Origin of the sequence: Pseudosulfitobacter koreensis (assembly GCF_024733015.1) — a bacterium.
Classification (GTDB): Bacteria; Pseudomonadota; Alphaproteobacteria; order Rhodobacterales; family Rhodobacteraceae; genus Pseudosulfitobacter; species Pseudosulfitobacter koreensis.
In genome coordinates this window covers 278,325-301,886 of the sequence record NZ_JANKJG010000001.1, presented here as the reverse complement: position 1 = coordinate 301,886, position 23,562 = coordinate 278,325, and the positions used below count along the sequence as shown (strand labels likewise).

At 61.4% G+C, this 23,562-nt stretch carries 26 protein-coding genes; 15 read left to right on the top strand and 11 right to left on the bottom strand.

Features of this window, described 5'->3' with window-relative positions; genetic code table 11:
• Positions 1–72: 72 nt before the first annotated feature.
• The 13 genes from NTA49_RS01610 (at position 73) to dxs (ending at position 12,328) form a co-directional block, all read left to right on the top strand.
• A complete protein-coding gene (locus NTA49_RS01610; protein WP_258292899.1) occupies positions 73–960 on the top strand; it encodes a polyprenyl synthetase family protein in 888 nt (295 codons plus the stop codon).
• Positions 961–2,103 carry a methyltransferase gene (locus NTA49_RS01605; RefSeq protein ID WP_258292898.1) on the top strand — a complete coding sequence of 381 codons (1,143 nt, stop codon included), beginning with the start codon at positions 961–963 and terminating at the stop codon, positions 2,101–2,103.
• 121 nt (positions 2,104–2,224) lie between these two features.
• The gene (gene bchC / locus NTA49_RS01600; RefSeq protein ID WP_258292897.1) at positions 2,225–3,166 is read left to right on the top strand and encodes a chlorophyll synthesis pathway protein BchC; all 942 of its coding nucleotides are present in this window, start codon (positions 2,225–2,227) and stop codon (positions 3,164–3,166) included.
• Complete coding sequence (locus tag NTA49_RS01595) at positions 3,163–4,164, top strand: chlorophyllide a reductase iron protein subunit X (RefSeq protein WP_258292896.1); 1,002 nt, start codon at positions 3,163–3,165, stop codon at positions 4,162–4,164. Before bchC ends, NTA49_RS01595 begins: the two co-directional genes overlap by 4 nt.
• Before the next feature lie 116 nt (positions 4,165–4,280).
• On the top strand, positions 4,281–5,861 hold the full coding sequence (bchY, locus tag NTA49_RS01590; RefSeq protein WP_258292895.1) for a chlorophyllide a reductase subunit Y: 1,581 nt from the start codon (positions 4,281–4,283) through the stop codon (positions 5,859–5,861).
• Positions 5,861–7,321, top strand: a complete 1,461-nt coding sequence (gene bchZ / locus NTA49_RS01585) for a chlorophyllide a reductase subunit Z (protein ID WP_258292894.1) — start codon at positions 5,861–5,863, stop codon at positions 7,319–7,321. The genes bchY and bchZ overlap by 1 nt, the downstream gene beginning before the upstream one ends.
• A complete protein-coding gene (gene pufQ, locus NTA49_RS01580; RefSeq protein ID WP_258292893.1) occupies positions 7,318–7,551 on the top strand; it encodes a cytochrome PufQ in 234 nt (77 codons plus the stop codon). Before bchZ ends, pufQ begins: the two co-directional genes overlap by 4 nt.
• Before the next feature lie 138 nt (positions 7,552–7,689).
• Positions 7,690–7,848: a light-harvesting antenna LH1, beta subunit gene (pufB, locus tag NTA49_RS01575; protein ID WP_258292892.1), complete on the top strand. Its 159-nt coding sequence runs from the start codon at positions 7,690–7,692 to the stop codon at positions 7,846–7,848.
• Positions 7,849–7,860: 12 nt separating this feature from the next.
• A complete protein-coding gene (pufA, locus tag NTA49_RS01570) occupies positions 7,861–8,031 on the top strand; it encodes a light-harvesting antenna LH1, alpha subunit (protein ID WP_258292891.1) in 171 nt (56 codons plus the stop codon).
• A gap of 111 nt (positions 8,032–8,142) precedes the next feature.
• Entirely contained in the window at positions 8,143–8,973 is an 831-nt protein-coding gene (gene pufL / locus NTA49_RS01565; RefSeq protein ID WP_258292890.1) for a photosynthetic reaction center subunit L, read from the top strand.
• 15 nt (positions 8,974–8,988) lie between these two features.
• Complete coding sequence (gene pufM, locus NTA49_RS01560; protein ID WP_258292889.1) at positions 8,989–9,915, top strand: photosynthetic reaction center subunit M; 927 nt, start codon at positions 8,989–8,991, stop codon at positions 9,913–9,915.
• Between the two features lie 34 nt (positions 9,916–9,949).
• A complete protein-coding gene (gene pufX / locus NTA49_RS01555) occupies positions 9,950–10,189 on the top strand; it encodes an RC-LH1 core complex protein PufX (protein ID WP_258292888.1) in 240 nt (79 codons plus the stop codon).
• Positions 10,190–10,408: 219 nt separating this feature from the next.
• Positions 10,409–12,328: a 1-deoxy-D-xylulose-5-phosphate synthase gene (gene dxs / locus NTA49_RS01550; RefSeq protein ID WP_258292887.1), complete on the top strand. Its 1,920-nt coding sequence runs from the start codon at positions 10,409–10,411 to the stop codon at positions 12,326–12,328.
• On the opposite strand, the gene idi is transcribed toward dxs, so the two are convergent.
• The 4 genes from idi to hemE all read right to left on the bottom strand — a co-directional run bounded on the left by idi (position 12,329) and on the right by hemE (position 16,095).
• Positions 12,329–12,865: an isopentenyl-diphosphate Delta-isomerase gene (gene idi / locus NTA49_RS01545; protein WP_258292886.1), complete on the bottom strand. Its 537-nt coding sequence runs from the start codon at positions 12,863–12,865 to the stop codon at positions 12,329–12,331.
• Entirely contained in the window at positions 12,865–14,043 is a 1,179-nt protein-coding gene (locus NTA49_RS01540; protein WP_258292885.1) for a geranylgeranyl diphosphate reductase, read from the bottom strand. Before NTA49_RS01540 ends, idi begins: the two co-directional genes overlap by 1 nt.
• Before the next feature lie 27 nt (positions 14,044–14,070).
• Positions 14,071–14,919 carry a chlorophyll synthase ChlG gene (gene chlG, locus NTA49_RS01535; protein WP_408637125.1) on the bottom strand — a complete coding sequence of 283 codons (849 nt, stop codon included), beginning with the start codon at positions 14,917–14,919 and terminating at the stop codon, positions 14,071–14,073.
• 81 nt (positions 14,920–15,000) lie between these two features.
• Positions 15,001–16,095, bottom strand: a complete 1,095-nt coding sequence (hemE, locus tag NTA49_RS01530) for a uroporphyrinogen decarboxylase (RefSeq protein WP_258292883.1) — start codon at positions 16,093–16,095, stop codon at positions 15,001–15,003.
• 99 nt (positions 16,096–16,194) lie between these two features.
• Between hemE and hemC the strand changes: the two genes are divergently transcribed.
• Both hemC and NTA49_RS01520 read left to right on the top strand, forming a co-directional pair.
• Positions 16,195–17,145: a hydroxymethylbilane synthase gene (hemC, locus tag NTA49_RS01525; protein ID WP_258292882.1), complete on the top strand. Its 951-nt coding sequence runs from the start codon at positions 16,195–16,197 to the stop codon at positions 17,143–17,145.
• On the top strand, positions 17,117–18,109 hold the full coding sequence (locus NTA49_RS01520; RefSeq protein WP_258292881.1) for an NAD(P)H-binding protein: 993 nt from the start codon (positions 17,117–17,119) through the stop codon (positions 18,107–18,109). The genes hemC and NTA49_RS01520 overlap by 29 nt, the downstream gene beginning before the upstream one ends.
• A gap of 5 nt (positions 18,110–18,114) precedes the next feature.
• Here NTA49_RS01520 and hemA read toward each other — a convergent pair whose 3' ends face one another.
• From hemA to puhA, 7 genes are read right to left on the bottom strand one after another with little or no spacing between them, the layout of a single operon-like run.
• Positions 18,115–19,335 (bottom strand): 5-aminolevulinate synthase, encoded by a 1,221-nt coding sequence (gene hemA, locus NTA49_RS01515; RefSeq protein WP_258292880.1) that lies wholly within the window; start codon positions 19,333–19,335, stop codon positions 18,115–18,117.
• Positions 19,325–20,131, bottom strand: a complete 807-nt coding sequence (gene puhE / locus NTA49_RS01510) for a putative photosynthetic complex assembly protein PuhE (protein WP_258292879.1) — start codon at positions 20,129–20,131, stop codon at positions 19,325–19,327. Before puhE ends, hemA begins: the two co-directional genes overlap by 11 nt.
• Entirely contained in the window at positions 20,131–21,270 is a 1,140-nt protein-coding gene (gene acsF, locus NTA49_RS01505; protein ID WP_258292878.1) for a magnesium-protoporphyrin IX monomethyl ester (oxidative) cyclase, read from the bottom strand. Before acsF ends, puhE begins: the two co-directional genes overlap by 1 nt.
• A complete protein-coding gene (locus tag NTA49_RS01500) occupies positions 21,267–21,563 on the bottom strand; it encodes a hypothetical protein (protein ID WP_258292877.1) in 297 nt (98 codons plus the stop codon). The genes acsF and NTA49_RS01500 overlap by 4 nt, the downstream gene beginning before the upstream one ends.
• Before the next feature lie 26 nt (positions 21,564–21,589).
• Positions 21,590–22,063, bottom strand: coding sequence for a photosynthetic complex assembly protein PuhC (gene puhC / locus NTA49_RS01495; RefSeq protein WP_258292876.1), 474 nt, complete (start codon positions 22,061–22,063; stop codon positions 21,590–21,592).
• A gap of 5 nt (positions 22,064–22,068) precedes the next feature.
• Positions 22,069–22,716: a photosynthetic complex putative assembly protein PuhB gene (gene puhB, locus NTA49_RS01490; RefSeq protein ID WP_258292875.1), complete on the bottom strand. Its 648-nt coding sequence runs from the start codon at positions 22,714–22,716 to the stop codon at positions 22,069–22,071.
• A 54-nt stretch (positions 22,717–22,770) separates the two neighbouring features.
• Complete coding sequence (puhA, locus tag NTA49_RS01485) at positions 22,771–23,544, bottom strand: photosynthetic reaction center subunit H (protein WP_258292874.1); 774 nt, start codon at positions 23,542–23,544, stop codon at positions 22,771–22,773.
• Positions 23,545–23,562 lie beyond the last annotated feature (18 nt).

Genomic DNA, 23,562 nt, shown 5'->3' with positions numbered 1-23,562 from the left:
GAAGTGTCCAGTTTAGTTTACAATTAGAGTTGCAAGAATGATAGTACACTTTGCTGACAAAGGAACCATCCCATGCCTTTCGACGACCGGATCGAAACTGCGATTTCGCGTGCCATTCGCAACGGGCAGGCCGCCCCGTCACCCGGAAAGCTGGCGTCCGCCTTGCAGTACACGGTGACACCCGGCGGCGCGCGGATCAGGCCGAAAATCCTGCTCAGCGTTTCGGCAGCATGTGGTGACGACAATCCCGAACTTGCAAATGCGGCGGCGGCGGCGCTTGAACTGATCCACTGTGCGTCCTTGGTACATGACGATCTGCCCTGCTTTGACGATGCGGACACCCGGCGCGGCAAACCCGCCGTGCACCGCGCATTCGGAGAGCCGCTGGCCGTGCTGACCGGCGATAGCCTGATCATCATGGCGTTTTCGGTTCTAACCCATGCTGCTGCTCTGGATTCTGCACGCGCGATAGAATTGCTGAAGGTGCTGGCCGAGCGTACGGGGATGCCCAATGGCATCTGCGCGGGCCAGGGCTGGGAAAGCGAAGAAGTGATCGATTTGTCGGCCTATCACCGCGCCAAGACGGGTGCTTTGTTCATCGCGGCCACCCAGATGGGAGCCATCGCCGCCGGTCAGGATGGCGAGCAATGGGAAGACCTTGGCGCGCGGATCGGCGAGGCCTTTCAGGTCGCCGACGATCTGCGCGATGCGCTTTACGACGAAGAGACCTTGGGCAAACCCGCGGGTCAGGATGATTTGCACGGGCGTCCGAACGCCGTGGCCGAACTTGGGGTCGCCGGTGCGATCCGCCGGATGAAAGACATCCTGAGTGGTGCGATTTCCTCGATCCCGAAATGTCCGGGCGAGGCGATGCTGGCAAAAATGGTCAACGCGCAGGCTGAAATGCTGACGCCGATCAAATGGCGCGCGGGTCAGGCCAGCCACATCCCCGGTGAATAAATGACCGACGTGCCAGCGGATATGCCTGTGGCGCGTGGTCGTGGAAACAGCGGTGGATTTGCGGGCTGGAACGCGCGGCTGATCGCGTCGCGACGGTTTCAGAAATGGGCTGCAGGGTCGTTCCTCACCCGGCGGATCGTCCGGCGCGAAGGCGAGGCGCTGTTTGACCTTCTGGCGGGCTTTTGCCATTCGCAGATTCTGTCGGCGCTTGTGCAGTTCGAGATGCCGGGCAAGCTCATGAACGCTCCGATGACGGCGGAAGAGCTGTCCGTGCAGTGCAATGTGCCGCTGGACCGGATGGTTATACTGGTGCGCGCCGCCACCGCGCTGGGCCTGCTCAAGCGCAAGCGGGGCGGCAAGATCGGCCTGACACGCAGATCTGCCGCATTGGTGGGCGTGCCCGGTCTGCAGGCGATGATCCGGCACCACGATATCCTGTACCGCGACCTTGCCGACCCTGCCGCGTTCTTTCGCGGCGAAACCGAAACCGAACTGGCATCGTTCTGGCCCTATGTGTTCGGCGGTGACATGGAGCCGCGGGCGGCTGCGGCCTACTCCGACCTGATGGCGCAAAGTCTTGAGCTGGTTGCGGATGACACCCTGCGCAGCGTCGATCTGAGCAACGTCAAAACCCTGCTGGATGTCGGGGGCGGTTCCGGCGCATTTCTGGCAGCCGCAGGGCGCGAATTTCCGCATCTGAACCTGATGCTGTTCGATCTGCCCGAAGTCGCACCGTCAGCGCAGCCACGTTTTGAACGTGCCGGAGTTGCGGGGCGCAGTACGATCCTCGGCGGGTCGTTCCTGAACGATCCGATTCCCTCAGGTGCCGACGCCATCAGCCTGATCCGCGTTCTCTATGACCATAGCGATTCCACCGTGACCGCTTTGCTGGCCAAGTGCTTTGACGCGTTGCCTGCGGGCGGACGTCTGATCATCTCCGAGCCTATGCTGGGCGGTGACGTGCCCGAGCGGGCGGGGGATGTGTACTTTGCGCTTTACACTTTGGCAATGAAAACAGGGAAAACCCGTTCACTCCTTGAAATCAAAGCACTTTGCGAGGCGGCAGGCTTTGAAATCTCGGCCAGCCCCGCGCCGTTCCGGCCCTTTATCACCCGTTGCCTGGAGGCTCGCAAAAGGCTCTGATACTAATTATGTCAATAAAAGTTGACAGTATAAGTTGTGCAATTTACCTTACATACAGAAGATACCGAAACACCCGAGGCCGACCACAACGGACCGGGACAGGCACAGAGAGGGGGTCAAGTTGCAAACCACAGCCGTACTCTTGAAGGGTCCGAAAGACCTTTGCCTCGACAGCCTCGACATCACCCCGCCCACCGAGGGGGATCTGGTGATCCGCGTCAATCACTCGGGAATTTCAACCGGTACGGAAAAGCTGTTCTGGTCCGGCGACATGCCCCCGTTTCCCGGCATGGGCTATCCGCTGGTTCCCGGCTACGAAGCGACGGGCGAAGTCGTAGAAGCCGCACCCGGTAGCGGTTTCAAGGCTGGCGACAACGTTTTCGTGCCCGGCGCGAACTGCTACGAAGGGGCTTTTGGTCTGTTCGGCGGCGCATCGCGGTTGCTGGTCAGCAAGGCAGAGCGTGTCTCGCGCATCGACGCCGGGTTGCAGGCCGAAGGGGCGCTTCTGGCGCTGGCGGCGACGGCGCGTCATGCGATGGCGGGTGCGGGTAAATCGGTGCCCGATCTGATTGTCGGGCACGGCGTGCTGGGCCGTCTTCTTGCACGGCTGACGATCGCCGCGGGCGCACCGGCCCCCACGGTTTGGGAGATTGACCCGACACGCCGCACCGGGGCCACAGGCTACGAGGTAATCGACCCCGCAACGGACACGCGCCGCGATTACACATCGGTCTATGATGCCTCCGGCTCTGTCGCCGTGCTGGCAGATCTGATCGGTCGCATCGCCAAGGGCGGCGAGATTGTCCTGGCTGGATTTTACACCGACCCCATCAGTTTCGCCTTTCCGTCGGCCTTCATGAAAGAAGCCCGGTTTCGGATCGCAGCCGAATGGAATGCAGATGACCTGATCGCCACGCGCGCTCTGGTCGAAAGCGGAACGCTGAACTTAGGCGGTCTGATCACACACACGGCACAATCTTCGGATGCACCGCAGGCCTACACCACGGCCTTCAGCGATCCTGCCTGCCTGAAGATGATGCTGAACTGGAAGGACGCGCGATGAAAGACGAAGTGCCAAACCTCAGAGATTTCGACCAACGCCTGCGCGATGAAGCCTCCGAGCCGACGCTGGAGGTGCCCACGGGCGAACCTACCAGCAAGACGCAGATCATCGCGATCTACGGCAAGGGCGGCATCGGCAAATCGTTCACGCTGGCCAACCTCAGTCACATGATGGCCGAACAGGGCAAACGCGTGTTGCTGATCGGTTGCGACCCTAAATCCGACACCACCAGCCTGCTGTTCGGCGGCAAGGCGTGCCCGACCATCATCGAAACTTCGGGCAAGAAAAAGCTGGCTGGCGAAGAGGTTCAGATCGGCGATGTCTGCTTTAAACGTGGCGGCGTGTTTGCGATGGAGCTTGGCGGGCCCGAAGTCGGGCGCGGCTGTGGTGGGCGCGGCATCATCCACGGCTTTGAGCTGCTGGAGAAACTCGGCTTTCACGACTGGGACTTTGATTATGTCCTGCTCGATTTCCTGGGCGACGTGGTCTGCGGTGGCTTCGGACTGCCGATTGCGCGTGACATGGCGCAAAAGGTCATTCTGGTCGCCTCGAACGACCTGCAATCGCTCTACGTGGCCAACAACGTCTGCTCGGCGGTGGAATATTTCCGCAAGCTGGGCGGCAACGTCGGTGTGGCTGGTCTGGTGATCAACAAGGACGACGGCTCGGGCGAGGCTGCGGCCTTTGCCAAGGCGGTCGACATCCCGGTGCTGGCCGCCATTCCGCAGGACGACGATCTGCGCAAGAAATCGGCGAATTATCAGATTGTCGGCACGAGCAAATCGCAGTGGGGCGGTTTGTTTGCAGCCCTGGGCGATGCGGTGGGCATTGCTCCGCCAGTGCGCCCGGCTCCTCTGGATCAGGACGGTCTTTTGGCGCTGTTCGATGCCAAGGACACTGGCGGCGATTACCAGCTGGTGCCCGCCACAGATGCGGACATGCGCGGCAAGTATTCCAAAGCGAAAGTCAGCCTTGAAGTGGTCTATGACAATGTCTGAGCGCAAGGCCGACATCCTCGCCGAGGTTTTGCACATGCTGCGGAACGCGCGACCTGACCAGATCAGACGGCTGCTGCATGATGTGCGCTGCACCGCTTCGAGGGAGGTGCGCAGCGATGGATGATGGCGGACGTCAGGGATATGAAGTCGGCTTCGACGAAAATGGTGCCGTGCAGGTCATTGCATCGAACGGCGACGCCACGAAAACACAAGCCACGGCATTGGAAGGTGGCTGCACCGCAGGCAAAGGCGCGATGGAAGCCGCTGCGCGTACTGCTGGCAAATCCGACATTCTGGACCAATACGCCAGGGACTACCCCCAAGGCCCCCATGACAAGCCGCAAAGCATGTGTCCTGCGTTCGGATCGCTGCGTGTCGGTTTGCGGATGAAACGCACGGCGACGATCCTCAGCGGGTCGGCCTGCTGTGTCTATGGCCTGACGTTTGTGTCGCATTTCTATGGTGCGCGCCGGTCGGTCGGCTATGTGCCGTTTAACTCGGAAACCCTGGTAACCGGCAAGCTGTTCGAGGACATCCGCGAGGCGGTGCATGACATCGCCGATCCGGCGAAACTCGACGTGGTCGTGGTCACGAACCTTTGTGTGCCGACAGCCTCGGGCGTGCCCTTGCGTCTGCTGCCGTCAGAGATCAACGGCGTGCGGATCGTCGGCATCGACGTGCCTGGCTTCGGTATCCCCACCCACGCCGAGGCCAAGGACGTACTGGCCGGGGCCATGCTGAACTATGCCCGCAAAGAGATCGAGGCAGGCCCGGTTGCGATGCCCGCCTCGGGTAAGTCCGACCGCCCGACGCTGGCCTTGCTGGGCGAGATGTTTCCCGCCGACCCGATGGTGATCGGTCAGATGCTGGCGCCCTTGGGTCTGGCCGCTGGTCCGGTCGTGCCCTGCCGTGAATGGCGCGAGCTTTATGCAGCGCTGGATTGTGGTGCGGTCGCCGCGATCCACCCGTTCTATACTGCCGCCGTCCGCGAATTTCAGGCGGCGGGACGCGCCGTCATCGGATCTGCCCCGGTGGGCCACGATGGCACCGCCAGTTGGCTGGCTGCCGTGGGCGATGCGTACAACGTGCCCGCAGACCAGGTCGCAGCCGCGCAAAACCAATTCCTGCCGATGATCAAACAGGCGCTTGCCGCGACCCAGATCAAGGGCACGATCACCCTGTCGGGCTATGAGGGCAGCGAGCTCTTGGTGGCGCGTCTGCTGATCGAAAGCGGTGCCGACGTGCCCTATGTGGGCACGGCTTGCCCCAAGACGCCGTGGTCTGCCGACGATGCAGCCTGGCTGGAGGCGAAGGGCGTCAAGGTCAAGTACCGCGCGTCGCTAGAAGACGATTGCGCCGCAATGGAAGCGATCCAGCCCGACCTTGCTATCGGGACGACCCCCGTCGTGCAAAAGGGCAAGGAACTGGGCATCCCTTCGCTCTACTTTACTAACCTGATTTCGGCGCGGCCCCTGATGGGTCCTGCGGGTGCCGGTTCGCTGGCGCAGGTCGTGAACGCGGCGATTGCCAACAAGGACCGGATGAACGGCATGCGCGCCTTCTTTGAGGGCGTAGGCTCCGGCGATACGGCAGGCGTCTGGGAGGGCGCTCCGAATTTGCAGCCGTCTTTCCGTGCGACGAACCTCAAGAAGCTGGAACGTGCCGCGAAAGCCGCCAAAGCAGCGGAGATGATCTGATGCTGGTGCAAGACCACGACAGAGCCGGCGGATACTGGGGCGCGGTCTATGCGTTCTGCGCCGTCAAAGGATTGCAATGCGTGATCGACGGCCCGGTGGGCTGTGAAAACCTGCCCGTGACATCCGTGCTGCATTACACCGACGCCTTGCCGCCCCATGAATTGCCAATCGTCGTCACCGGCCTTGGTGAGGAAGAGATGGGTTCGGGTACCGAAGAATCGATGAAACGCGCCTGGGGCGTGCTTGATCCTGCATTGCCTGCCGTGGTCGTGACCGGCTCCATCTCCGAGATGATCGGCGGCGGCGTCACCCCGCAGGGTACAAATATCCAACGCTTCTTGCCGCGCACCATCGACGAGGATCAGTGGGAATCCGCAGACCGCGCGATGACGTGGATCTTTACCGAATTTGGCATGACCAAGGGCCGCATGCCACCCGAGAAGAAGCGCGAAGAGGGCGCTGCCCCGCGCGTCAATATCCTGGGGCCGATGTACGGCACGTTCAACATGCCATCTGATCTGGCCGAAATCCGGCGTCTGGTCGAAGGTATCGGCGCCGAGATCAACATGGTGATGCCGCTGGGCGCACATGTCGCCGAAATGCGCGGGCTGGTGAATGCGGACGTGAATATCTGCATGTACCGCGAATTTGGTCGCGGCCTGTGCGAAGTTCTGGCCAAGCCATACCTGCAAGCGCCCATCGGCATCGACAGCACCACGAAATTCCTGCGCACGCTGGGCGAGATGCTGGAGCTTGATCCCGAACCGTTCATCGAGCGGGAAAAACACTCGACCATCAAACCGGTCTGGGACTTGTGGCGCTCGGTCACCCAGGATTTCTTTGCGACGGCCTCTTTCGCCATCGTCGCAAGCGAGACCTATGCCCGCGGCATCCGCAACTATCTGGAAACAGATCTGGGCCTGCCTTGCGCCTTTGCCGTATCGCGGCTGCGCGGCAAGAAGACTGACAATGACAGCGTGCGCGCCATGCTGCATGAAAAGCGCCCCCTGATCGTTATGGGGTCGATCAATGAAAAGATGTACCTGGCCGAGATGAAGGCAGGCTTTGGCCCTGCGCCCTCGTTCATACCTGCGTCTTTTCCGGGGGCCGCGATCCGCCGTGCGACCGGCACGCCCTTCATGGGCTATGCGGGCGCCACCTATTTGCTTCAGGAAGTGTGCAACAGCCTGTTCGACGCGCTGTTCCATATCTTGCCGCTGGGCACCGAAATGGATGCCACACCGGCTACGCCCACATCGCTGCGCCGCGACTTTCCATGGGATATGGATGCGCAGGCGCTGCTGGACAGGATCGTTGAAACTCATCCGATCCTGACACGGATTTCCGCCGCAAAAACCCTGCGCGATGCCGCCGAAAAGCGCGCGCTCGAAAAAGGGGCCGAGCGGGTGTTTCTGGAAATTGTAGAGGATCTTCAACCAGCTTTGGGAGGAACCAAATGACTGATTTGACCAACACGCCCACTCAGATGACTGGCGATGCCAAGCGGCATTGGTCGTCGAAGGGCGAATACACCTTTTATTTCGCGCTGATTTTCCTGGCCGCCCTGCCGATCTGTCTGATCCGCTGGATGTGGACGGCGATCAGGCAGACGCAAGTGCCGCCACAGGACCCGGTGCGCTGGGCCTGGCGCGAGGCGCAAACGATCACGCCCCGCATCTTCTGGGCATAAGTTTAACGCCCTCGGCTACGTCGGGGGCTTCGAAATCCACTGCTCATCTGGGCGGTAGATCTGGGCGGGGGATGACCCCCCGTCGTAACCCGGTCGCGGGGGCTGCGCGGCTTCAGTACATATTTTCAGGAGAAAAACATGGCTGATAAAACTGACCTGAGTTTCACGGGTCTCACAGACGAGCAAGCGCAAGAGTTGCACTCAGTCTACATGAGCGGATTTGCGATCTTCACGATGATCGCCGTCGTTGCTCACGTTCTGACGTACATCAAACTGCCCTGGTTCGCCTGGGGCTAAGGAGAGTATTTCATGGCACAGTTCTACAAGATCTGGCTGATTTTCGACCCCCGGCGCGTATTCGTAGCGCAGGGTGTGTTTCTCTTTTTGCTGGCGGTGCTGATTCACCTCGTGCTGCTTAGCTATCCAGAAACAAACTGGTTCGTCCGCGCCTTCAGTGACGCGGCCGTGGTCGTCGAATAACTCGGCTTTCAAAAGAGCTGCGGGCGACGCCAGACGCCGCCCGCAGCAAACATCAATCATGAATTGAACAACCCGATGCCCGCACGGCGCTGACGGAATGGGAGAAAGAAGATGGCACTGCTCAGCTTCGAGAGAAAATACCGGGTCCGAGGGGGAACATTGGTTGGTGGCGACCTGTTCGATTTCTGGGTTGGACCCTTTTATGTCGGTTTTTTTGGTGTCGTGACGCTCTTTTTCTCAGCGCTCGGCACCGTCCTGATTTTCTATGGCGCGTCTTTGGGGAACACTTGGAACCCCTGGCTGATTTCAATCAACCCGCCCGCTCTTGAAGTGGGTCTGGGGGCCGCACCGCTGGCCGAAGGCGGGCTTTGGCAGATCATCACGATCTGCGCGCTGTTCGCATTCATCGGCTGGATGATGCGCGAGGTCGAAATTGCCCGCAAGCTGGGTATCGGCTATCACGTGCCCTTTGCCTTTGGCATCGCGATCCTGGCCTATGTCACGCTGGTGGTGATCCGTCCCGTCCTGTTGGGGGCCTGGGGACATGGGTTCCCCTATGGCATCTTCAGCCACCTCGATTGGGTGAACAACGTCGGATATGCCTATGGCAACTTCCACTACAACCCGGCGCACATGGTCGCGGTCACATTCTTCTTCACGACCTGCTTTGCCCTGTCACTGCACGGCTCACTGGTGCTGTCCGCCGTCAATCCGGGCAAGGGCAAGACCATTGCAACGCCCGACCACGAAGACACGTATTTCCGCGATCTGATCGGCTATTCGATCGGGCCGCTTGGTATTCACCGTCTGGGTCTGTTCCTGGCGCTGAACGCCGTGGTCTGGAGCGCGATCTGCATCGTCATTTCGGGCACGATCTGGTTCGACGCCTGGTCAAGCTGGTGGGACTGGTACGCCGAATTGCCCTGGTGGGCGGATCTGTAGGAAAGGGATAGGAACATGGCTGAATATCAAAACATTTTCACGCAGGTTCAGGTTCAAGGACCGCCCGAACTGGGCATGGACCCGACGGGAACCCTTGCACGGGACCGCACCAAGAGCGTCGGATTTTCCAAGCTGTTCGGCACCTTCGGCAACGCGCAGCTGGGGCCGATCCATCTGGGCACCTTCGGGGTGATTTCACTGGCCAGCGGGCTGATCTGGTTCTTCATCATCGGGATGAACTACTGGGCGCAGGTCGGCTATTCTCCGGCGCTTTTCCTGCGCGACCTCTTCTGGCTCTCGCTTGATCCACCCGCCGAGGAATACGGCCTGGGCATGGCACCGCTGAACGAAGGGGGCTGGTTTCTGATCGCAGGCTTTTTCTTTGCGGTGTCGCTGATCACCTGGTGGATACGCACCTATCTGCGGGCCGAAGAGCTGGGCCTGGGCAAGCACGTCTCGTGGGCCTTCGCCTCGGCGCTTTGGCTGGTCTTCGTGCTGGGGCTGTTCCGGCCGATCCTGATGGGATCGTGGTCGCATGCGGTGCCTTACGGTGTTTTTTCGCACCTTGACTGGACGAACCTGTTTTCGCTGACCTATGGCAACCTGTTCTACAACCCGTTCCACGCGCTTTCGATTGTCTTCCTCTATGGTTCTGCCCTGCTGTTTGCGATGCACGGCGCAACCATTCTGGCCGTCAGCCGCTTTGGCGGCGAACGCGAGATCGAACAGATCGTGGACCGTGGCACCGCCTCGGAACGGGCCGCCTTGTTCTGGCGCTGGACCATGGGCTTTAACGCGACGATGGAGGGTATCCACCGTTGGGCCTGGTGGTTCGCCGTGCTGACAACACTGACAGGGGGCATCGGTATCCTTCTGACCGGCACCGTCGTCGACAATTGGTTCATCTGGGCACAAGAGCACGGCTATGCGCCGCCATTCTGACCCCGAAACGAACACCTGAGAAAAGGAAATGACCATGAGCGACAACAACGACTACCTCAGAACAAACGCGTCAGGCAGTTTCCGGCTTCGTGCCGATGTGTTGGCGCTGATGATGAAGGGCGCAGGCTATGCGGCGATCTTCTGTCTGGTGATCTGGTTTTCTATCGCAGTGATCTACGGGATCGGCAAACTGCTGCCCCCTGAATCGCGCGATACACAGGACCCGACACCCTATTCTTTCAACCTGAGCACCCCATCGGTCGTGCAGGTCTGAAGAACCTGTCGGCGGGTCGCCTTTGGTGGCCACCCGCCGACCACGCGTTTCGGGTATCCGGTCCCTGGGTGCCCGAAAATGTCAGGATCTCGACGTCCTGACCCTTCCTGTTGGCTACGGGAGGCTGGTGTCGGTCGCCCTTGCGGTGTGCCCCATCAGTTCCCCGGCCAGCAGGGCAGCCAAAACGTCGAGCCGTCTTCGTCGAGAAAGGACTGTTCCATGACCCGTCCCGCAACCCCAATTCTGGACCGTATCACCGCGCCTTCGTGTCTCAAGGCGCTGAGCGATGTGGATCTGTCGCGTCTCGCCGATGAATTGCGCGCAGAGGTGATTGCCGACGTCTCGGAAACCGGCGGACATCTGGGCTCTTCGCTTGGTGTGGTGGAGCTGACGGTGGCCCTGCATGCCATCTTCGACACGCCACGGGACAAACTGATCTGGGATGTCGGCCACCAGTGCTATCCGCACAAGGTGCTGACGGGCAGGCGCGACCGCATGAGCACGCTGCGCCAGGAAGGCGGCATTTCCGGTTTCACCAAACGCAGCGAATCCGAATATGATCCCTTTGGCGCGGCCCATTCGTCTACCTCGATTTCTGCGGCGCTGGGCTTTACCGTGGCGCGTGACATGGGGCAGCCGACCGGCGATGCGATTGCGGTCATCGGTGACGGGTCGATCAGCGCGGGCATGGCCTATGAGGCATTGAACAACGCCGGGGCCGAAGGGCGCCGGATGTTCGTCATCCTGAACGACAACGAAATGAGCATCGCACCGCCCGTGGGCGCGATGTCGAAATATCTCTCCGGCCTCTACGCGTCACCCTTGGGCAACCTGCACAGCATGGCCGAAGGTTTCGAGGCGGCCTTGCCCGGCCCCGTCCGCGACCGCGCCCGCCGCGCGCGGCAGCTGGTCACCGGCGCCATGGGCACGGGCGGGACACTGTTCGAAGAGCTGGGATTTCAGTACATCGGCCCGACCAACGGCCACGACATGCCGCAACTGCTGGCCGTGCTGCGCGCGACCCGCACGCGCGCGACGGGCCCGGTGCTGATCCATTGCTGCACCGTCAAGGGCAAGGGCTATGCGCCCGCCGAAAACGCAGCAGACAAATACCACGGCGTCGGCAGCTTTGACGTGCAAAGCGGGGCGCAGGCGAAAAAGCGCGCCAATGCGCCAAGCTACACCAAGGTGTTCGGCGACGCGCTGACCAGGCTGGCCGAGGTCGACGCGTCCATCGTGGGCATCACCGCCGCTATGCCATCTGGCACGGGCATGGACATATTCGGCAAGAGATTTCCCAAGCGCATGTTCGATGTGGGCATTGCCGAGCAGCACGGCGTGACCTTTGCCGCCGGACTGGCGGCGGGGGGCCTCAGACCGTTTTGCGCCATCTATTCCACTTTCCTGCAGCGCGGATACGACCAGATTGTGCACGACGTCGCCTTGCAAAACCTGCCGGTGCGCTTTGCCATTGATCGCGCCGGACTGGTCGGCGCCGATGGTGCGACACATGCGGGCGCGTTCGATGTGGGCTATCTGAGCGCCCTGCCGAACATGACCGTGATGGCTGCCGCGGACGAGTGCGAACTCGTCCACATGGTCGCCACCGCCGCGGCACACGACAGCGGACCGATTGCGTTTCGCTATCCGCGCGGTGCGGGCGAGGGCGTGCCAATGCCCGAGATAGGGACCGCGCTTGAGATCGGGCGGGGCCGCGTGGTGCGCGAAGGGTCGGACGTGGCTCTGCTGTCGTTCGGCGCACATCTGGGCGAGTGCTACAAAGCTGCCGACCTGATGGAGGCGCATGGTGCATCGGTGACAATCGCAGACGCGCGCTTTGCCAAGCCGCTGGATCATGATCTGATCAGGCAATTGGCCAGAAACCACCGCGCGCTGATCACCGTCGAACAGGGCGCTCAGGGTGGTTTTGGTGCGATGGTCCTGCATTACCTCGCGGGCGAAGGATTGCTTGATGGCCATCTGGCGGTGCGCACGATGACGTTGCCCGACCGTTTCATTGATCAGGCTGCACCGGATGCGATGTATGCGGATGCCGGTCTGACCGCGACAGATATCGCGGCCACTGCGATGCAGGCAGCCAGAATCGGTTTAAGCGCGAGAGAAGGCCTGAGGGGCTGATCAATGGGCGGCGAAAATGCCGTCGCCAAGGATCATGTCACTATGGTTTTCCATGTAGATGCGCAGCCACGGGGTAAACCGTGCGGGTTCGTCCCCGATCATCTGCCGGAGTTGATCAGCGGATACCCAACGCGTCGCCATGACCTCGTCCGGGTCTGGATCAAGCGGCAATGATGAGGGTGCGGTCGCCACGAACACCTCGACCACCTCGTGTTCGATCATGCCGTCGCCCACATCCGCGCGATATTCGACCTGACCGCGATAGTTCGGCCTCAGCCCCTTGATCCCCAGTTCTTCGTCCAGCCGCCGCACGGCGCAGACACTGGCCGCCTCGCCCCATTCGGGGTGCGTGCAACAGGTGTTCGCCCACAGGCCGGGCGTGTGGTATTTCCCCATGGCGCGCTGCTGGATCAATATGCCATCACCCGACACCACAAAGACCGACACGGCCATGTGTTTCAGCCCGCGCTGATGTGCGGCCAGCTTTTCAACGGGCTGCAGGGTGCCAGAGACCCAGGCGGGGATCATGATCGTCATCAGACGCGTGTGGCAGACACAAGCCGTGTCAGATGCGCCAGATTCTTCAGGCCGATTTTCAGGTGCGCCATCGGCCGCGCCTTGACCAGACGTTTGTTCATATAAGCCTCGAACGTCAGTTTCTGCACATCGACATCATGGCACAGCGACACGAACCGTTCGCGCCGCTCGTCACTGCGATAATAAGCATTTTGCATGGCACCCAGCACTTTGAAAACACTCTTGTGCTCGCGCATGAACAATTTGCGCGCCAGTTGCAGGTCCTTGATGCGCCCGGTCTTTAGAAATGCACTTGCGGCGGTGGCGGCCACGCGGCCCCCGACCATGGCATAATAGATGCCTTCGCCCGATGACGGGGCCACGACACCTGCCGCATCACCGGCCAGGATGACATCGCGTCCGTTGTCCCAACGGTCCATCGGACGCAGCGGGATAGGCGCGCCTTCGCGGCGGATGGTCCTGCAATTCTCAAGTCCCGAGGCAACGCGCAGATCGGCGGTGGCCTTTTTCAGATCCACCCCCTCGATGCCGGTGCCCATGCCGACGCTGGCGGATTTGCCGTGTGGAAACACCCAGCCATAGAAATCAGGCGAGATGGCACCGTCATAGATTACGTCGCAGCGCATCGGGTCATACCTCAGCGACCGCTCGGGGGCCTCGATAATTTCATGATAGGCGATGACATAAGGAATCTTGTCGCCGCCCGGCACCTCGGCCTTGGCCACGTTCGAGCGCGCACCATCCGCGCCGATGATCAACTTGGTCTGCAACCGGACCTCTTCGCCGCTGTTCTTGTCGCGGTAAACCACGTGCTTCGCGTTGTTCTCACGCTCGAACCTCAGAAAGGTGCCAGTCAGACAGGTTGCACCGGCCTGTGCTGCGCGGTCGCGCAGGAAGACGTCGAAATGTTCGCGGTCAACCATCCCGACATAGCCGTTTTCAATCGGAATATCGACGCAGCGCTGCGTCGGAGAGATCATCCGCGCGGTGTTGATCCGTGCCACGATCTGCGCATCGGGAATGAGGAAATCCTCGATCAGGCGGGGCGGTACGGCACCGCCGCAGGGCTTGATCCGACCGGCCCGGTCGATCATGGCCACCTTTTGCCCGGACCGTGCGAGATCTTCGGCAGCGGTGGCACCCGAAGGGCCGCCCCCTATTACGACAACATCATACATCCACGTTCTCCCAAGGCCAAAATCGGTTCAAGCCAGTGCCCGCAAGGCAAAGGCCGCAATCGTCATCCCGGACACGTAAAGCGTGACACCGGTGCCGTTGTACCAGGGCGCCTTTGCCTTCGGATCTGGCAGCAGCACCGTCATTGCCCAGAACTGCCCGGCCAGAACGGCAGCAATCGCCACACCGAACAGCGGCTTGTCCCAGGCGAACATCAGGGCGATCACGACCAGCTGCGGCAGGGTCATGATCCCGCAGGCAACCCCTGCCGCGCGTTCGGGGCCCAGCGTGACGGGCAGCGAATTCACCCCCGTCTGCTTGTCGCCCTCAAGTGCTTTGAAATCATTCAGGGTCATGATGCCATGCGCGCCCACTGCATAGAGTGCCGCAACCACCACCACCTGCCATGACGGCGCGCCGGCGGACAAGACTGCGGCCCCGGTGAACCAGGGCAACCCCTCGTAGCACAGACCAACAAGGCCAGGCCCCCACCAGCCCGACTTTTTCAGGCGCACGGGTTCCGCGGAATAGGCCCAGGCCGCCAGCACGCCGAATACGGTTGCGCCAAAGCCCCAAGGGCCCAGTTGCGCGCCGACGATCAGCGACAGGACGGACATGGCCAGCGCGATCCACAGACCCCAGCGGCCCGGAATGCGCCCCGAAGGAATGGGGCGGTAGGGTTCGTTGATGGCATCGACATGGCGGTCGCACCAATCGTTTGCCGCCTGGCTCATGCCGCAGACGATCGGACCGGCCAGAAGTACCCCCAGGATCACGACGCCCCATCGCCCGTCGGGTGAAACGCCGGACGACACCGCCCCGCACAGATAGGCCCACATCGGCGGGAACCAGGTAATCGGCTTGATCAGCCACAACATTGCTGCGGGCTCTGGCAGGCGTCTTGGGGGGAAGGCTGTCGCGGATGTCATAGTGTCAGTTTAATCTGACACTTTGCGAGTCTACAAGTTTAATTTCTGAACGATGTCTGCGTGGCCCGCAGGGGGCGCGTCGGACTGGCCCTTGGACGCGCGCACCGTGTCGATCATCAGCTGCACATTCCGGGGGTCCGCGTCGGGTGTGATGCCATGCCCAAGGTTGAAGATGTGCGGGCCATCGTACAGCGCATCGACGATCCGGCGGGTTTCGCGGACCAGCGCGTCGCCGCCGCTGACCATATGCGACGACGCCAGATTGCCCTGCACGCAGCCGCCGTTCTGCACGTGGGCGGCGGCCCATTCGGCGCTGACGCCATCGTCCAGCGCGATGCAATTGGCACCGATCACCGCGTGCAGGCCTGCGTATCTTTCGCCCGCGCCTCGGGGGAAGACGATCACCGGAACGTCCGGGTGCGCGGCCTTCAACGCGGCGGTGATCCGGCGGAGGGGGGCAATGGAATAGCGTTCGAAATCGTCGCCGGCAAGCGAGCCTGCCCAGCTGTCAAAGATCTTGATAACTTCCGCGCCGGCCTCGATCTGCGCAAGCAGATAGCCGATGGTCGCTTCGGTGATCAGATCCATCAGACCTTCGAAAACTTCTATGTTTTCATACTTCAACGCATGTGCAGGCCCCTGATCCGGCGTGCCGCGACCTGCGATCATATAGGTGGCCACGGTCCAGGGTGCACCTGCAAATCCGATCAGGGTGGTCTCTCGGGGAAGCTCTCTGGTCAGTATCTTCAGCGTCTCATAGATAGGCGCCAGATGGTCGTGCACATCGCCTGCGGGCTTCAGCGCCTGCAACTCTTGCGGGGTCGTTGTGGTCGACAGACGCGGCCCTTCGCCGCCGACGAACCAAACATCGGCACCCAGAGCCTGCGGCAGCAGCAGGATGTCGGCGAACATGATCGCGGCGTCAAATCCATAGCGTCTGATCGGCTGCAAGGTGACCTCGGCTGCCAGTTCGGAATTATAGCACAGAGACAAAAAATCGCCCGCCTGCGCCCGCGTCGCGCGGTACTCGGGCAGATAGCGTCCGGCCTGCCGCATCATCCAGATTGGGGGGGTCTCGGTCTTTTCGCCCGCAAGCGCGCGGAGGATGGTTTTCTGCGATTTCATTGCGCCACTTTCTTTGCAATCCGGTCGATCAATCATGTACCGCAACAAACCCGATACGCAACAGTTGTCAGGATAAGTTTACATGTTTAGAGAGGACATATGCGATATTCCTTGCCCTCACCCGCCCACCCTCTGAACATCGGCACCCGTGGGTCGCCCCTGGCGATGGCTCAGGCCTTCGAGACACGCGCGCGTCTTGCGGCGGCATTCAATTTGCCGCCGGAAGCGTTTCACATCGAGGTGATTTCGGTCACCGGGGACCGCATCCAGAACCGTCCGCTGAAAGAGATCGGCGGCAAGGGCCTGTTCACCCGCGAGATCGAGCAGGCCTTGCTGGACGGGTCCATCGACATTGCCGTGCATTCGATGAAGGATATGCCCGTGGCCCAGCCCGGTGGGCTGCTGCTGGACACCTATCTGCCGCGTGAAGACGTGCGCGATGCGTTCATCTCGCTGGACGGTGGCGCATTGTCCAACCTTGGATTGGGCCGTGTCGTGGGAACCTCCAGCCTGCGGCGTCAGGCACAGGTCAAGCTGCGCCGCCCCGATCTGTCGGTTGTCGAGTTTCGTGGTAACGTCCAGACGCGCCTGAAAAAGCTGGCCGATGGTGTGGCCGACGCGACCTTTCTGGCGATGGCGGGTCTGAACCGGCTGAACATGCACGACGTGCCCAAGGTCGCGATTGCGGTGGACGACATGCTGCCCGCCATCGCGCAGGGTGCCATCGGAATCGAGCGCCGCGCAGATGATCCGCGCGCAGCGGACATGCTGGCCGCGATCCATCACGGACCCACGGGCCAGCAGCTGGCCGCCGAACGCGCGTTTCTGGCCGCGCTCGACGGGTCCTGCGAAACCCCGATTGCGGGCCTGGCCGAGCTTGACGGCGGCACTCTGCGCCTGCGCGGCGAAGTGCTGCGCCCCGACGGGTCGGAAGCGATTGGCGACGACATGACCGTTCCCGTCGAAGACGGCGCAGAGGCAGGGCGCAGCATGGCGCGCAAGTTGCTGGCTCAGGCAGGCGATGGGTTCTTTGACTGGCGCGCTGCGTAACGCCGTGGTGCTGACATCCACAAAGCGCGTTCTTGTGTTCGGGGCCACCGGCACCGCGGGGCAGGGCGTTGTGCGCGCATTGTTTCATGCGGGACACGTGGTGACCTGCGCCGTGCGGCGTGAACAGCCGGACCTTTTCGATGGGTCAGTGTGTCAGGTATCCATCGACCTCAGCAGTCTGCCGGATCATTTCAAAGACCAGCAGTTCGATGTTGTGGTGTCCTGCCTTGCGTCACGCACCGGCACGCCACGCGATGCCTGGGCGATTGACCATCAGGCACATCTGGAGATTTTGAAACTCGCGCAGCTTATGGGTGCCACGCAATTCATCCTGCTCTCGGCCATTTGCGTGCAAAAACCACGGCTTCAGTTCCAATACGCCAAACTGGCATTCGAGGCGGCGTTGATCGCTTCGGGCATGACCTATTCGATCATCCGACCGACGGCGTTCTTCAAATCGCTCTCAGGCCAGATCGACCGGGTGCGCCAGGGCAAGGCGTTTCTGGTGTTCGGTGATGGCACGCTGACCGCGTGCAAACCGATCAGTGACGATGATCTGGGGCGGTTCATCGCCGGATGCATCGGTGATCCCGCGCGGCACAACCAGATCCTGCCCATCGGCGGGCCGGGTCCTGCGATCACTCCGCTGGATCAGGGCAACGCACTGGCGCGGTTGCTGGGCAAGCCCCCAAAGTTTCGGCACGTGCCCCTTGCGCTGCTGGACGGAATATCCTGCGTGTTGCGCGCGGGCGGTCTGGTCAGCGCAAGGCTGCGGGACAAGGCCGACCTTGAACGCATCGGGCGCTATTACGCCGCTGAATCCATGTTGGTTCTCGACCCGCAGACAGGGCGTTACGACGCCGATGCGACACCGTCTTTCGGCTCGGACACCCTCTTCGACTACTACGCGCAGGTGATTGCCGGTGATCGCCACGTGCAGCGCGGCGATCATTCGGTTTTCTGACAGGCTCAGGCCACGTTGACGCTGTGCGAGATCGCGCATTGCTTCCACAGGAAGGTCAGCGCTGAAATCAGGTAATCAATGTCTGCGTCCGTGTGCAGCGGCGACGGCGTGAAGCGCAGCCGCTCGGTGCCCTTGGGGACCGTAGGGTAGTTGATCGGCTGCACGTAGATACCCCAGACGTCCATCAAGTGATCTGCCAGCATCTTGGTCTTGACCGGATCGCCGATCATCACGGGAACGATATGGCTGTCGTTGGACATATGGGGAATGCCCTGATGGTCCAGTGCTGCGCGCAAGCGCGCAACCTGCCGTCTCTGGCCTTCGCGCTCGACCGAGCTGACCTTGAGATGTGCAATCGACGTGCGGGCCGCTGCGGCCACGGCGGGCGGCAGGGCGGTGGTGAAGATGAACCCGCTGGCAAAGGATCGGATGAAGTCGCAGAGCGCCACCGACCCGGTGATATAGCCGCCGACGCAGCCGAACGCCTTGCCCAGCGTGCCCTCGATCAGGGTGATGCGGTGCGCCAGCCCCAGTTCTTCCGACACGCCGCCACCGCGCGCGCCGTACATTCCGACGGCGTGGACCTCGTCGATATAGGTCATTGCCCCGTATTTCTCGGCCATCTCGACGATGGCTTTGATCGGGGCGATGTCGCCGTCCATCGAATAGACGCTCTCGAAGGCGACGATCTTGGGAAAGTTCGCCGGAATGGCGCGCAGCTTTTCCTCAAGGTCGGCCACGTCGTTGTGTTTCCAGATAACCTTGCGCGCCTTGGAGTGGCGGATGCCCTCGATCATCGAGGCGTGGTTGCCCGCGTCGCTGAGGATGACGCAATTTTCCAACCGGCTGCCCAGCGTCGACAGCGACGACCAGTTCGACACATAGCCCGAGGTGAAGATCAGCGCCGCTTCCTTGCCATGCAGATCGGCCAGTTCCTTTTCCAGCAGCAGATGATCGTGGTTCGTGCCGGAAATGTTGCGCGTCCCCCCCGCACCGGCACCGGTGCGCCGGACGGCTTCGCACATGGCATCGACGACTTTCGGGTGTTGGCCCATGCCCAGATAGTCGTTCGAACACCAGACCGTCACCTCGCGCTTTTCGCCATCCACATGATTGGCTGCACGGGGAAATTTGCCACATTTCCGCTCAAGCTCGGCAAAATAGCGGTAGTTGCCCTCTTTTTTCAGGTCATCAATCTGGTTCTGGAAAAGCGTGTCAAAGTTCATGGGACTGTCCTGTCTTTGTGGTCACGGAAAGCGATGGAAGCATCCAGCGCCAGAGTTTTGCATCGGGCAGCGGGATCACCATCAGCCAATGTTCAAGGGTTGCCAACGCGGCGAGCGAGGTCAGCAGGGCGAAACCGGCGATAAAAGGGGCGGCTTCGGCCCCGATCAGCAGCGTGCCGAGATAGGCGGTGGCCAGGCTGAGCACCGCGATGCCGATGCCGAAGGCCGGGGTTGCACTGCCTTGGCGGAAATAGCTTTTCAGGTGCTGCAAACGTGCCGGTACGAATTCGGTGTTGATGCGCGGAACGCCGAAAAAGAGGTTCAGCTTGGCCGATATGCGCGCGCCGAACAGGATCAGATAGGACCAAAAGGCGACTTCGTTTGCCGCGCCGAAGGTGGCCACGGTCACGACCAGCACGCCCATCAACAACAGAAGTTCGTGATAGGACAGCGTGTGCCACGCCCGGTTGAACCGCGCCCAGCCGGTCAGCCCGGCGGGGCAGGGGCGGCGCTCGGGGCCTGCGATGACCCCTGACAGAAACGCCAGTTCGATCCAGCCCCAGACCAGCATCACCGACAGAAACGCGATATAGACGTTCATCACCGTCATGGCCTGTGAAGAGACCACCATCCCCGCCACGCCAGCGGCGAACAGCGGGGACGACAGCGCAACCAGCAAGCCGTGGTTGCGCGCCCCGGAGCGGTCCGCCTGACGCACGATCAGCAAGATGAGTCCCGTAAAGAACCACCAGGTGAAAACCGCGAAAAGCGCTGCTATCCAGGGATTGCCCAACATCAGTAGGCAGGCTGCATGCGAGGATTGGCGGGAACCACATGCTTTTGCGCAGGGATCGTGTAGAGCGCTGCAAAGGCATAGGTCGCCTTGGCCATGCCGCCGATGCGCGTGATCGTCCCGCCCACGCCGCCACGCGCCTTGCCAGCCGCCACCTGCCGCGATGCGGCTTCCATCCGGTCCAGATTGGGACGCCAGCGCGGGTGGTCGATGTCCAGCGTCATCGGAAATATCTGCTTGGAGATTTCGGAGGTCTTGCGGAACACTTCCTGCCCGTACCAGGTGACATCCACGCCAAGCGCTTCGTGGAACAGGGGCCGCTGGTGGTCGCGCACCCACATGGTCGAATAGACCGCCGTGAGAAAGAACTTGATCCACAGCTTGTTGGAGAACGACTGCGTCAGCTTGGGGTCGGTCTTCAGCAGCAGGGCAAAGGCCTCGCCGTGGGAAAACTCGTCGTTGCACCATTCGCGGAACCATTTGAAAATCGGGTGGAACCGCTTGTCGGGGTGTTCCTCAAGGTGGCGGAAGATGGTGATGTAGCGCGCATAGCCGATCTTCTCGCTCAGGTAGGTCGCGTAGTAGATGAACTTGGGCCGGAAATAGGTGTACTTCTTCTGTTGGGTCAGGAATCCCAGGTTCACCCGCACACCCGCTTCGCGCAGGGCGTCGTTGATGAAACCGGCATGGCGCGCTTCGTCGCGGGCCATCAGCTGGAACAGCGTGGTGATGTCCACGTTCGACCCGCGCCGCTTCATCTCCTTGTAGAGCACGCAGCCCGAGAATTCAGCGGTGCACGATGAGATCAGAAAGTCGATGAACTCGGCCTTGAGCGCGGGTTCCATCCCCTCCCAGTCCGCTTCCCATTCATCGGTCTTCTTGAAGTGGCCCTTGTTGGGGTCGGACTTCATCTGCGCAATCAGCTTGTCCCATTCTTCGCGCACGGGCGTCACGTCAATCGCATCCATCTCCTCGAAGTCGGTGGTGTAGAACCGCGGCGTCAGCAGCGTGTTCTGCATGGCGATTTCAGTCGCTGCATCCGATGTCATGACGCCTTGATCCAGCGCGTCCTGCGCTGCAATCGCCTCTTCCGCGGTGTTGGCATAGGCCGAATGGCTCGGGGTTTGAGTATGTGCGTTCATGACAGGACCTCCTCGGAGAACGAGAATTCGCACAATTCCATGAACTCGAAATCGCCGGTTGCGCGTGTCCACATCTGCTCGATTTTCGAGGCACGGATGATCGTGGCGGTGCGGTCCTCGACGACCACCTCACCATAGGGTGCCATGATCTCGGCGCCGTGTACCTGAACGGAATCGCCGGGGTTCACGACTGCCCCGTTGTTGAATTTCACATGTGCCGACAGCTCCTCGAAACGATGCGATATCGTGACGGTGCAGGGTGCGGTTTCTTTCGATCTTGTCAGAAGTCCCATTGGTTTGTCCCTTTTGGCTTGGTGGTTCAGTCGACGAGCCTGGCGAAGGCTGCGACATTGTCTTGGCCGTATCCGATCAATTCGATCTTCCAGCCGGTGGTGTCATCAATCACGGCGACAAGGCCATTGGCGCGGCGCACGACGCGGACCGGCGCATCAGAGGCGACACCATGAACGGTGCGTTCACGATTGACCGAGACCCAAACAACGTCGATGAATCCCGATTTTTCCTTGGTGGAGTGGGCGATCTGCGTGCCCGTGCTGTCTAGCACCGCCACGCCGTCGCTGCGCGACCCGTCCAACGTGACCGTTATCTCGCGAACGATGTCGCTGTGGGGCACGACCGATCCCACGGCACGACCGCTGAGCGATGCGTAGCTGACCAACGCCAGCGTGGAGAGCATCAGCGCGAACATACCCTGCACCATGAACTTGGGCACAAGGTTGCGCTGCGGGTGCTTCATCTGTTTCGACAGTGCGTATGTCGTCTTGATGTCCATGCTGCTCACTCCGCCGCAATCGCATCGGCAGCGGGCGCGTTCGCCGGGCTGATGCGGGTGATCTGGGGTTGGGAAACACGCGTTTCTGCTGCGTCGGCAAAGATCGCGGCGACACGGGCAGCATCCGCAATGGCGCGGAACGCAGGCTGTGTTCGGGTGATGTGCCAGGGGCGCACATGCGGCCAGGTCATCAGGTAAGAGATGCGCGCATCGCCGATCATCTCGAACGTGATGGTGCCCAGACCCGATTTGCGCACCAGCGCCTGTGCGTTGCCGATGCAGACATAGGGCAGGTTCAGCGTCATGGTCAACGCTGCACCGATGCGCATGCAGGCGCGTTTGTTGGTCAGCGTATAGACGGTGCTGCGCGCCTGAACCGTGGCAAGGCCCAGAAGCATCAGCCCGACGATCACACCCGCCAGCAGGAACGGCAACCCGTGTGCCATCGCGACGGTCAGCGATACGTCCGCGCTTGAAATGATCACCCGTCCGACGGCAAGCACTGCAAAATAGCCCAGAACCCAATTCAGCTTCCATGCGTCCTTGGCCAGCCGCAGCGCATTGGGCTGGCCTTGCCACAGAATGTGCTCGTCTGCCGGCAGTGCTTCGGGCAGTCCCCGAACCGGTTCGAACTTGAAATCATCATTGTCCATTTTCCGTGCCCCTGTGTTCAGAAGCCGGGCCTTGGCTGAGGCCCGGCGCGTTTGTTAAAGCTGTGTTTCCAGACGGGCAGGATCGGCATAAAGCGTGCCGCCGCCGTAGTAGGCCATGATCTTTTCTTCTTCGAGCAGCGTGATCTGATCGGAACCTCTGTGCGTCGGCACACCGGCAAAGTTGCCGCTGTAGATCGACCGCACGGTGACGCGGTCGCCGCGGATCTTGCAGAAGTTGATCGGGATCAGCCGGGTCTGGCCGCTGCCCTCGGGATTGAGGTCGACGGTCACAAAGCGCACCATCTGTTCGGGCACATCGACCCACATGTCGATGACGCGGCCAACCACCTCGCCGTCGCCCGCGACCACGGCCTTGCCCCGTGGATCGCGGCCACCCGAGATCTTGAAATCGGGCAGGGCCGACATCGGTTTGATCTTGGGCAAACCATGCGCGTCAAGCTCGGGCACATCGCGGCGCGGTGCCCAGGAGGCAGGGCCGACGCCGTCTGCCATCGGATTGCCCGTGGGGATGAACGGCGAGCCTGCGGTTTTCGACGTGGGCTCAAGTGCCAGGCCCTCGCGGTCACCGTGCTGGCCTGACGGGACGGTCAGCGACCCACGGCCATGGGGCAGCAGGAACGTCTTGTCCTTGGGAACCGGGAACGGCCCCTGGTTCGGCGCTGCGCCGCCATGGTCGTTTTCCAGCGGATAGCCTTCGCGCATGTTTTCCGTCTGCAGGTAATAGACGAGCACGGCGAAAAAGATCCAGAACATCCAGATCGCAGCGCTGGCGAGGTCAAAGTTTCCAAAAGATTCGGTGCCAACCATGGGGATCTCCTTTTCAGA

Coding starts and splice junctions, on each gene's coding strand:
- puhA (WP_258292874.1), bottom strand. CDS start 23,544: ATGGTTGGCACCGAATCTTTTGGAAACTTTGACCTCGCCAGCGCTGCG.
- acsF (WP_258292878.1), bottom strand. CDS start 21,270: ATGAACGCACATACTCAAACCCCGAGCCATTCGGCCTATGCCAACACC.
- pufQ (WP_258292893.1), top strand. CDS start 7,318: ATGACTGATTTGACCAACACGCCCACTCAGATGACTGGCGATGCCAAG.
- pufX (WP_258292888.1), top strand. CDS start 9,950: ATGAGCGACAACAACGACTACCTCAGAACAAACGCGTCAGGCAGTTTC.
- NTA49_RS01540 (WP_258292885.1), bottom strand. CDS start 14,043: ATGTATGATGTTGTCGTAATAGGGGGCGGCCCTTCGGGTGCCACCGCT.
- pufA (WP_258292891.1), top strand. CDS start 7,861: ATGGCACAGTTCTACAAGATCTGGCTGATTTTCGACCCCCGGCGCGTA.
- chlG (WP_408637125.1), bottom strand. CDS start 14,919: ATGTTGTGGCTGATCAAGCCGATTACCTGGTTCCCGCCGATGTGGGCC.
- NTA49_RS01610 (WP_258292899.1), top strand. CDS start 73: ATGCCTTTCGACGACCGGATCGAAACTGCGATTTCGCGTGCCATTCGC.
- NTA49_RS01605 (WP_258292898.1), top strand. CDS start 961: ATGACCGACGTGCCAGCGGATATGCCTGTGGCGCGTGGTCGTGGAAAC.
- bchY (WP_258292895.1), top strand. CDS start 4,281: ATGGATGATGGCGGACGTCAGGGATATGAAGTCGGCTTCGACGAAAAT.
- NTA49_RS01595 (WP_258292896.1), top strand. CDS start 3,163: ATGAAAGACGAAGTGCCAAACCTCAGAGATTTCGACCAACGCCTGCGC.
- hemE (WP_258292883.1), bottom strand. CDS start 16,095: ATGAAATCGCAGAAAACCATCCTCCGCGCGCTTGCGGGCGAAAAGACC.
- puhB (WP_258292875.1), bottom strand. CDS start 22,716: ATGGACAATGATGATTTCAAGTTCGAACCGGTTCGGGGACTGCCCGAA.
- pufL (WP_258292890.1), top strand. CDS start 8,143: ATGGCACTGCTCAGCTTCGAGAGAAAATACCGGGTCCGAGGGGGAACA.
- hemC (WP_258292882.1), top strand. CDS start 16,195: ATGCGATATTCCTTGCCCTCACCCGCCCACCCTCTGAACATCGGCACC.
- NTA49_RS01500 (WP_258292877.1), bottom strand. CDS start 21,563: ATGGGACTTCTGACAAGATCGAAAGAAACCGCACCCTGCACCGTCACG.
- puhC (WP_258292876.1), bottom strand. CDS start 22,063: ATGGACATCAAGACGACATACGCACTGTCGAAACAGATGAAGCACCCG.
- puhE (WP_258292879.1), bottom strand. CDS start 20,131: ATGTTGGGCAATCCCTGGATAGCAGCGCTTTTCGCGGTTTTCACCTGG.
- hemA (WP_258292880.1), bottom strand. CDS start 19,335: ATGAACTTTGACACGCTTTTCCAGAACCAGATTGATGACCTGAAAAAA.
- dxs (WP_258292887.1), top strand. CDS start 10,409: ATGACCCGTCCCGCAACCCCAATTCTGGACCGTATCACCGCGCCTTCG.
- idi (WP_258292886.1), bottom strand. CDS start 12,865: ATGACGATCATGATCCCCGCCTGGGTCTCTGGCACCCTGCAGCCCGTT.
- pufM (WP_258292889.1), top strand. CDS start 8,989: ATGGCTGAATATCAAAACATTTTCACGCAGGTTCAGGTTCAAGGACCG.
- bchZ (WP_258292894.1), top strand. CDS start 5,861: ATGCTGGTGCAAGACCACGACAGAGCCGGCGGATACTGGGGCGCGGTC.
- pufB (WP_258292892.1), top strand. CDS start 7,690: ATGGCTGATAAAACTGACCTGAGTTTCACGGGTCTCACAGACGAGCAA.
- NTA49_RS01520 (WP_258292881.1), top strand. CDS start 17,117: ATGGGTTCTTTGACTGGCGCGCTGCGTAACGCCGTGGTGCTGACATCC.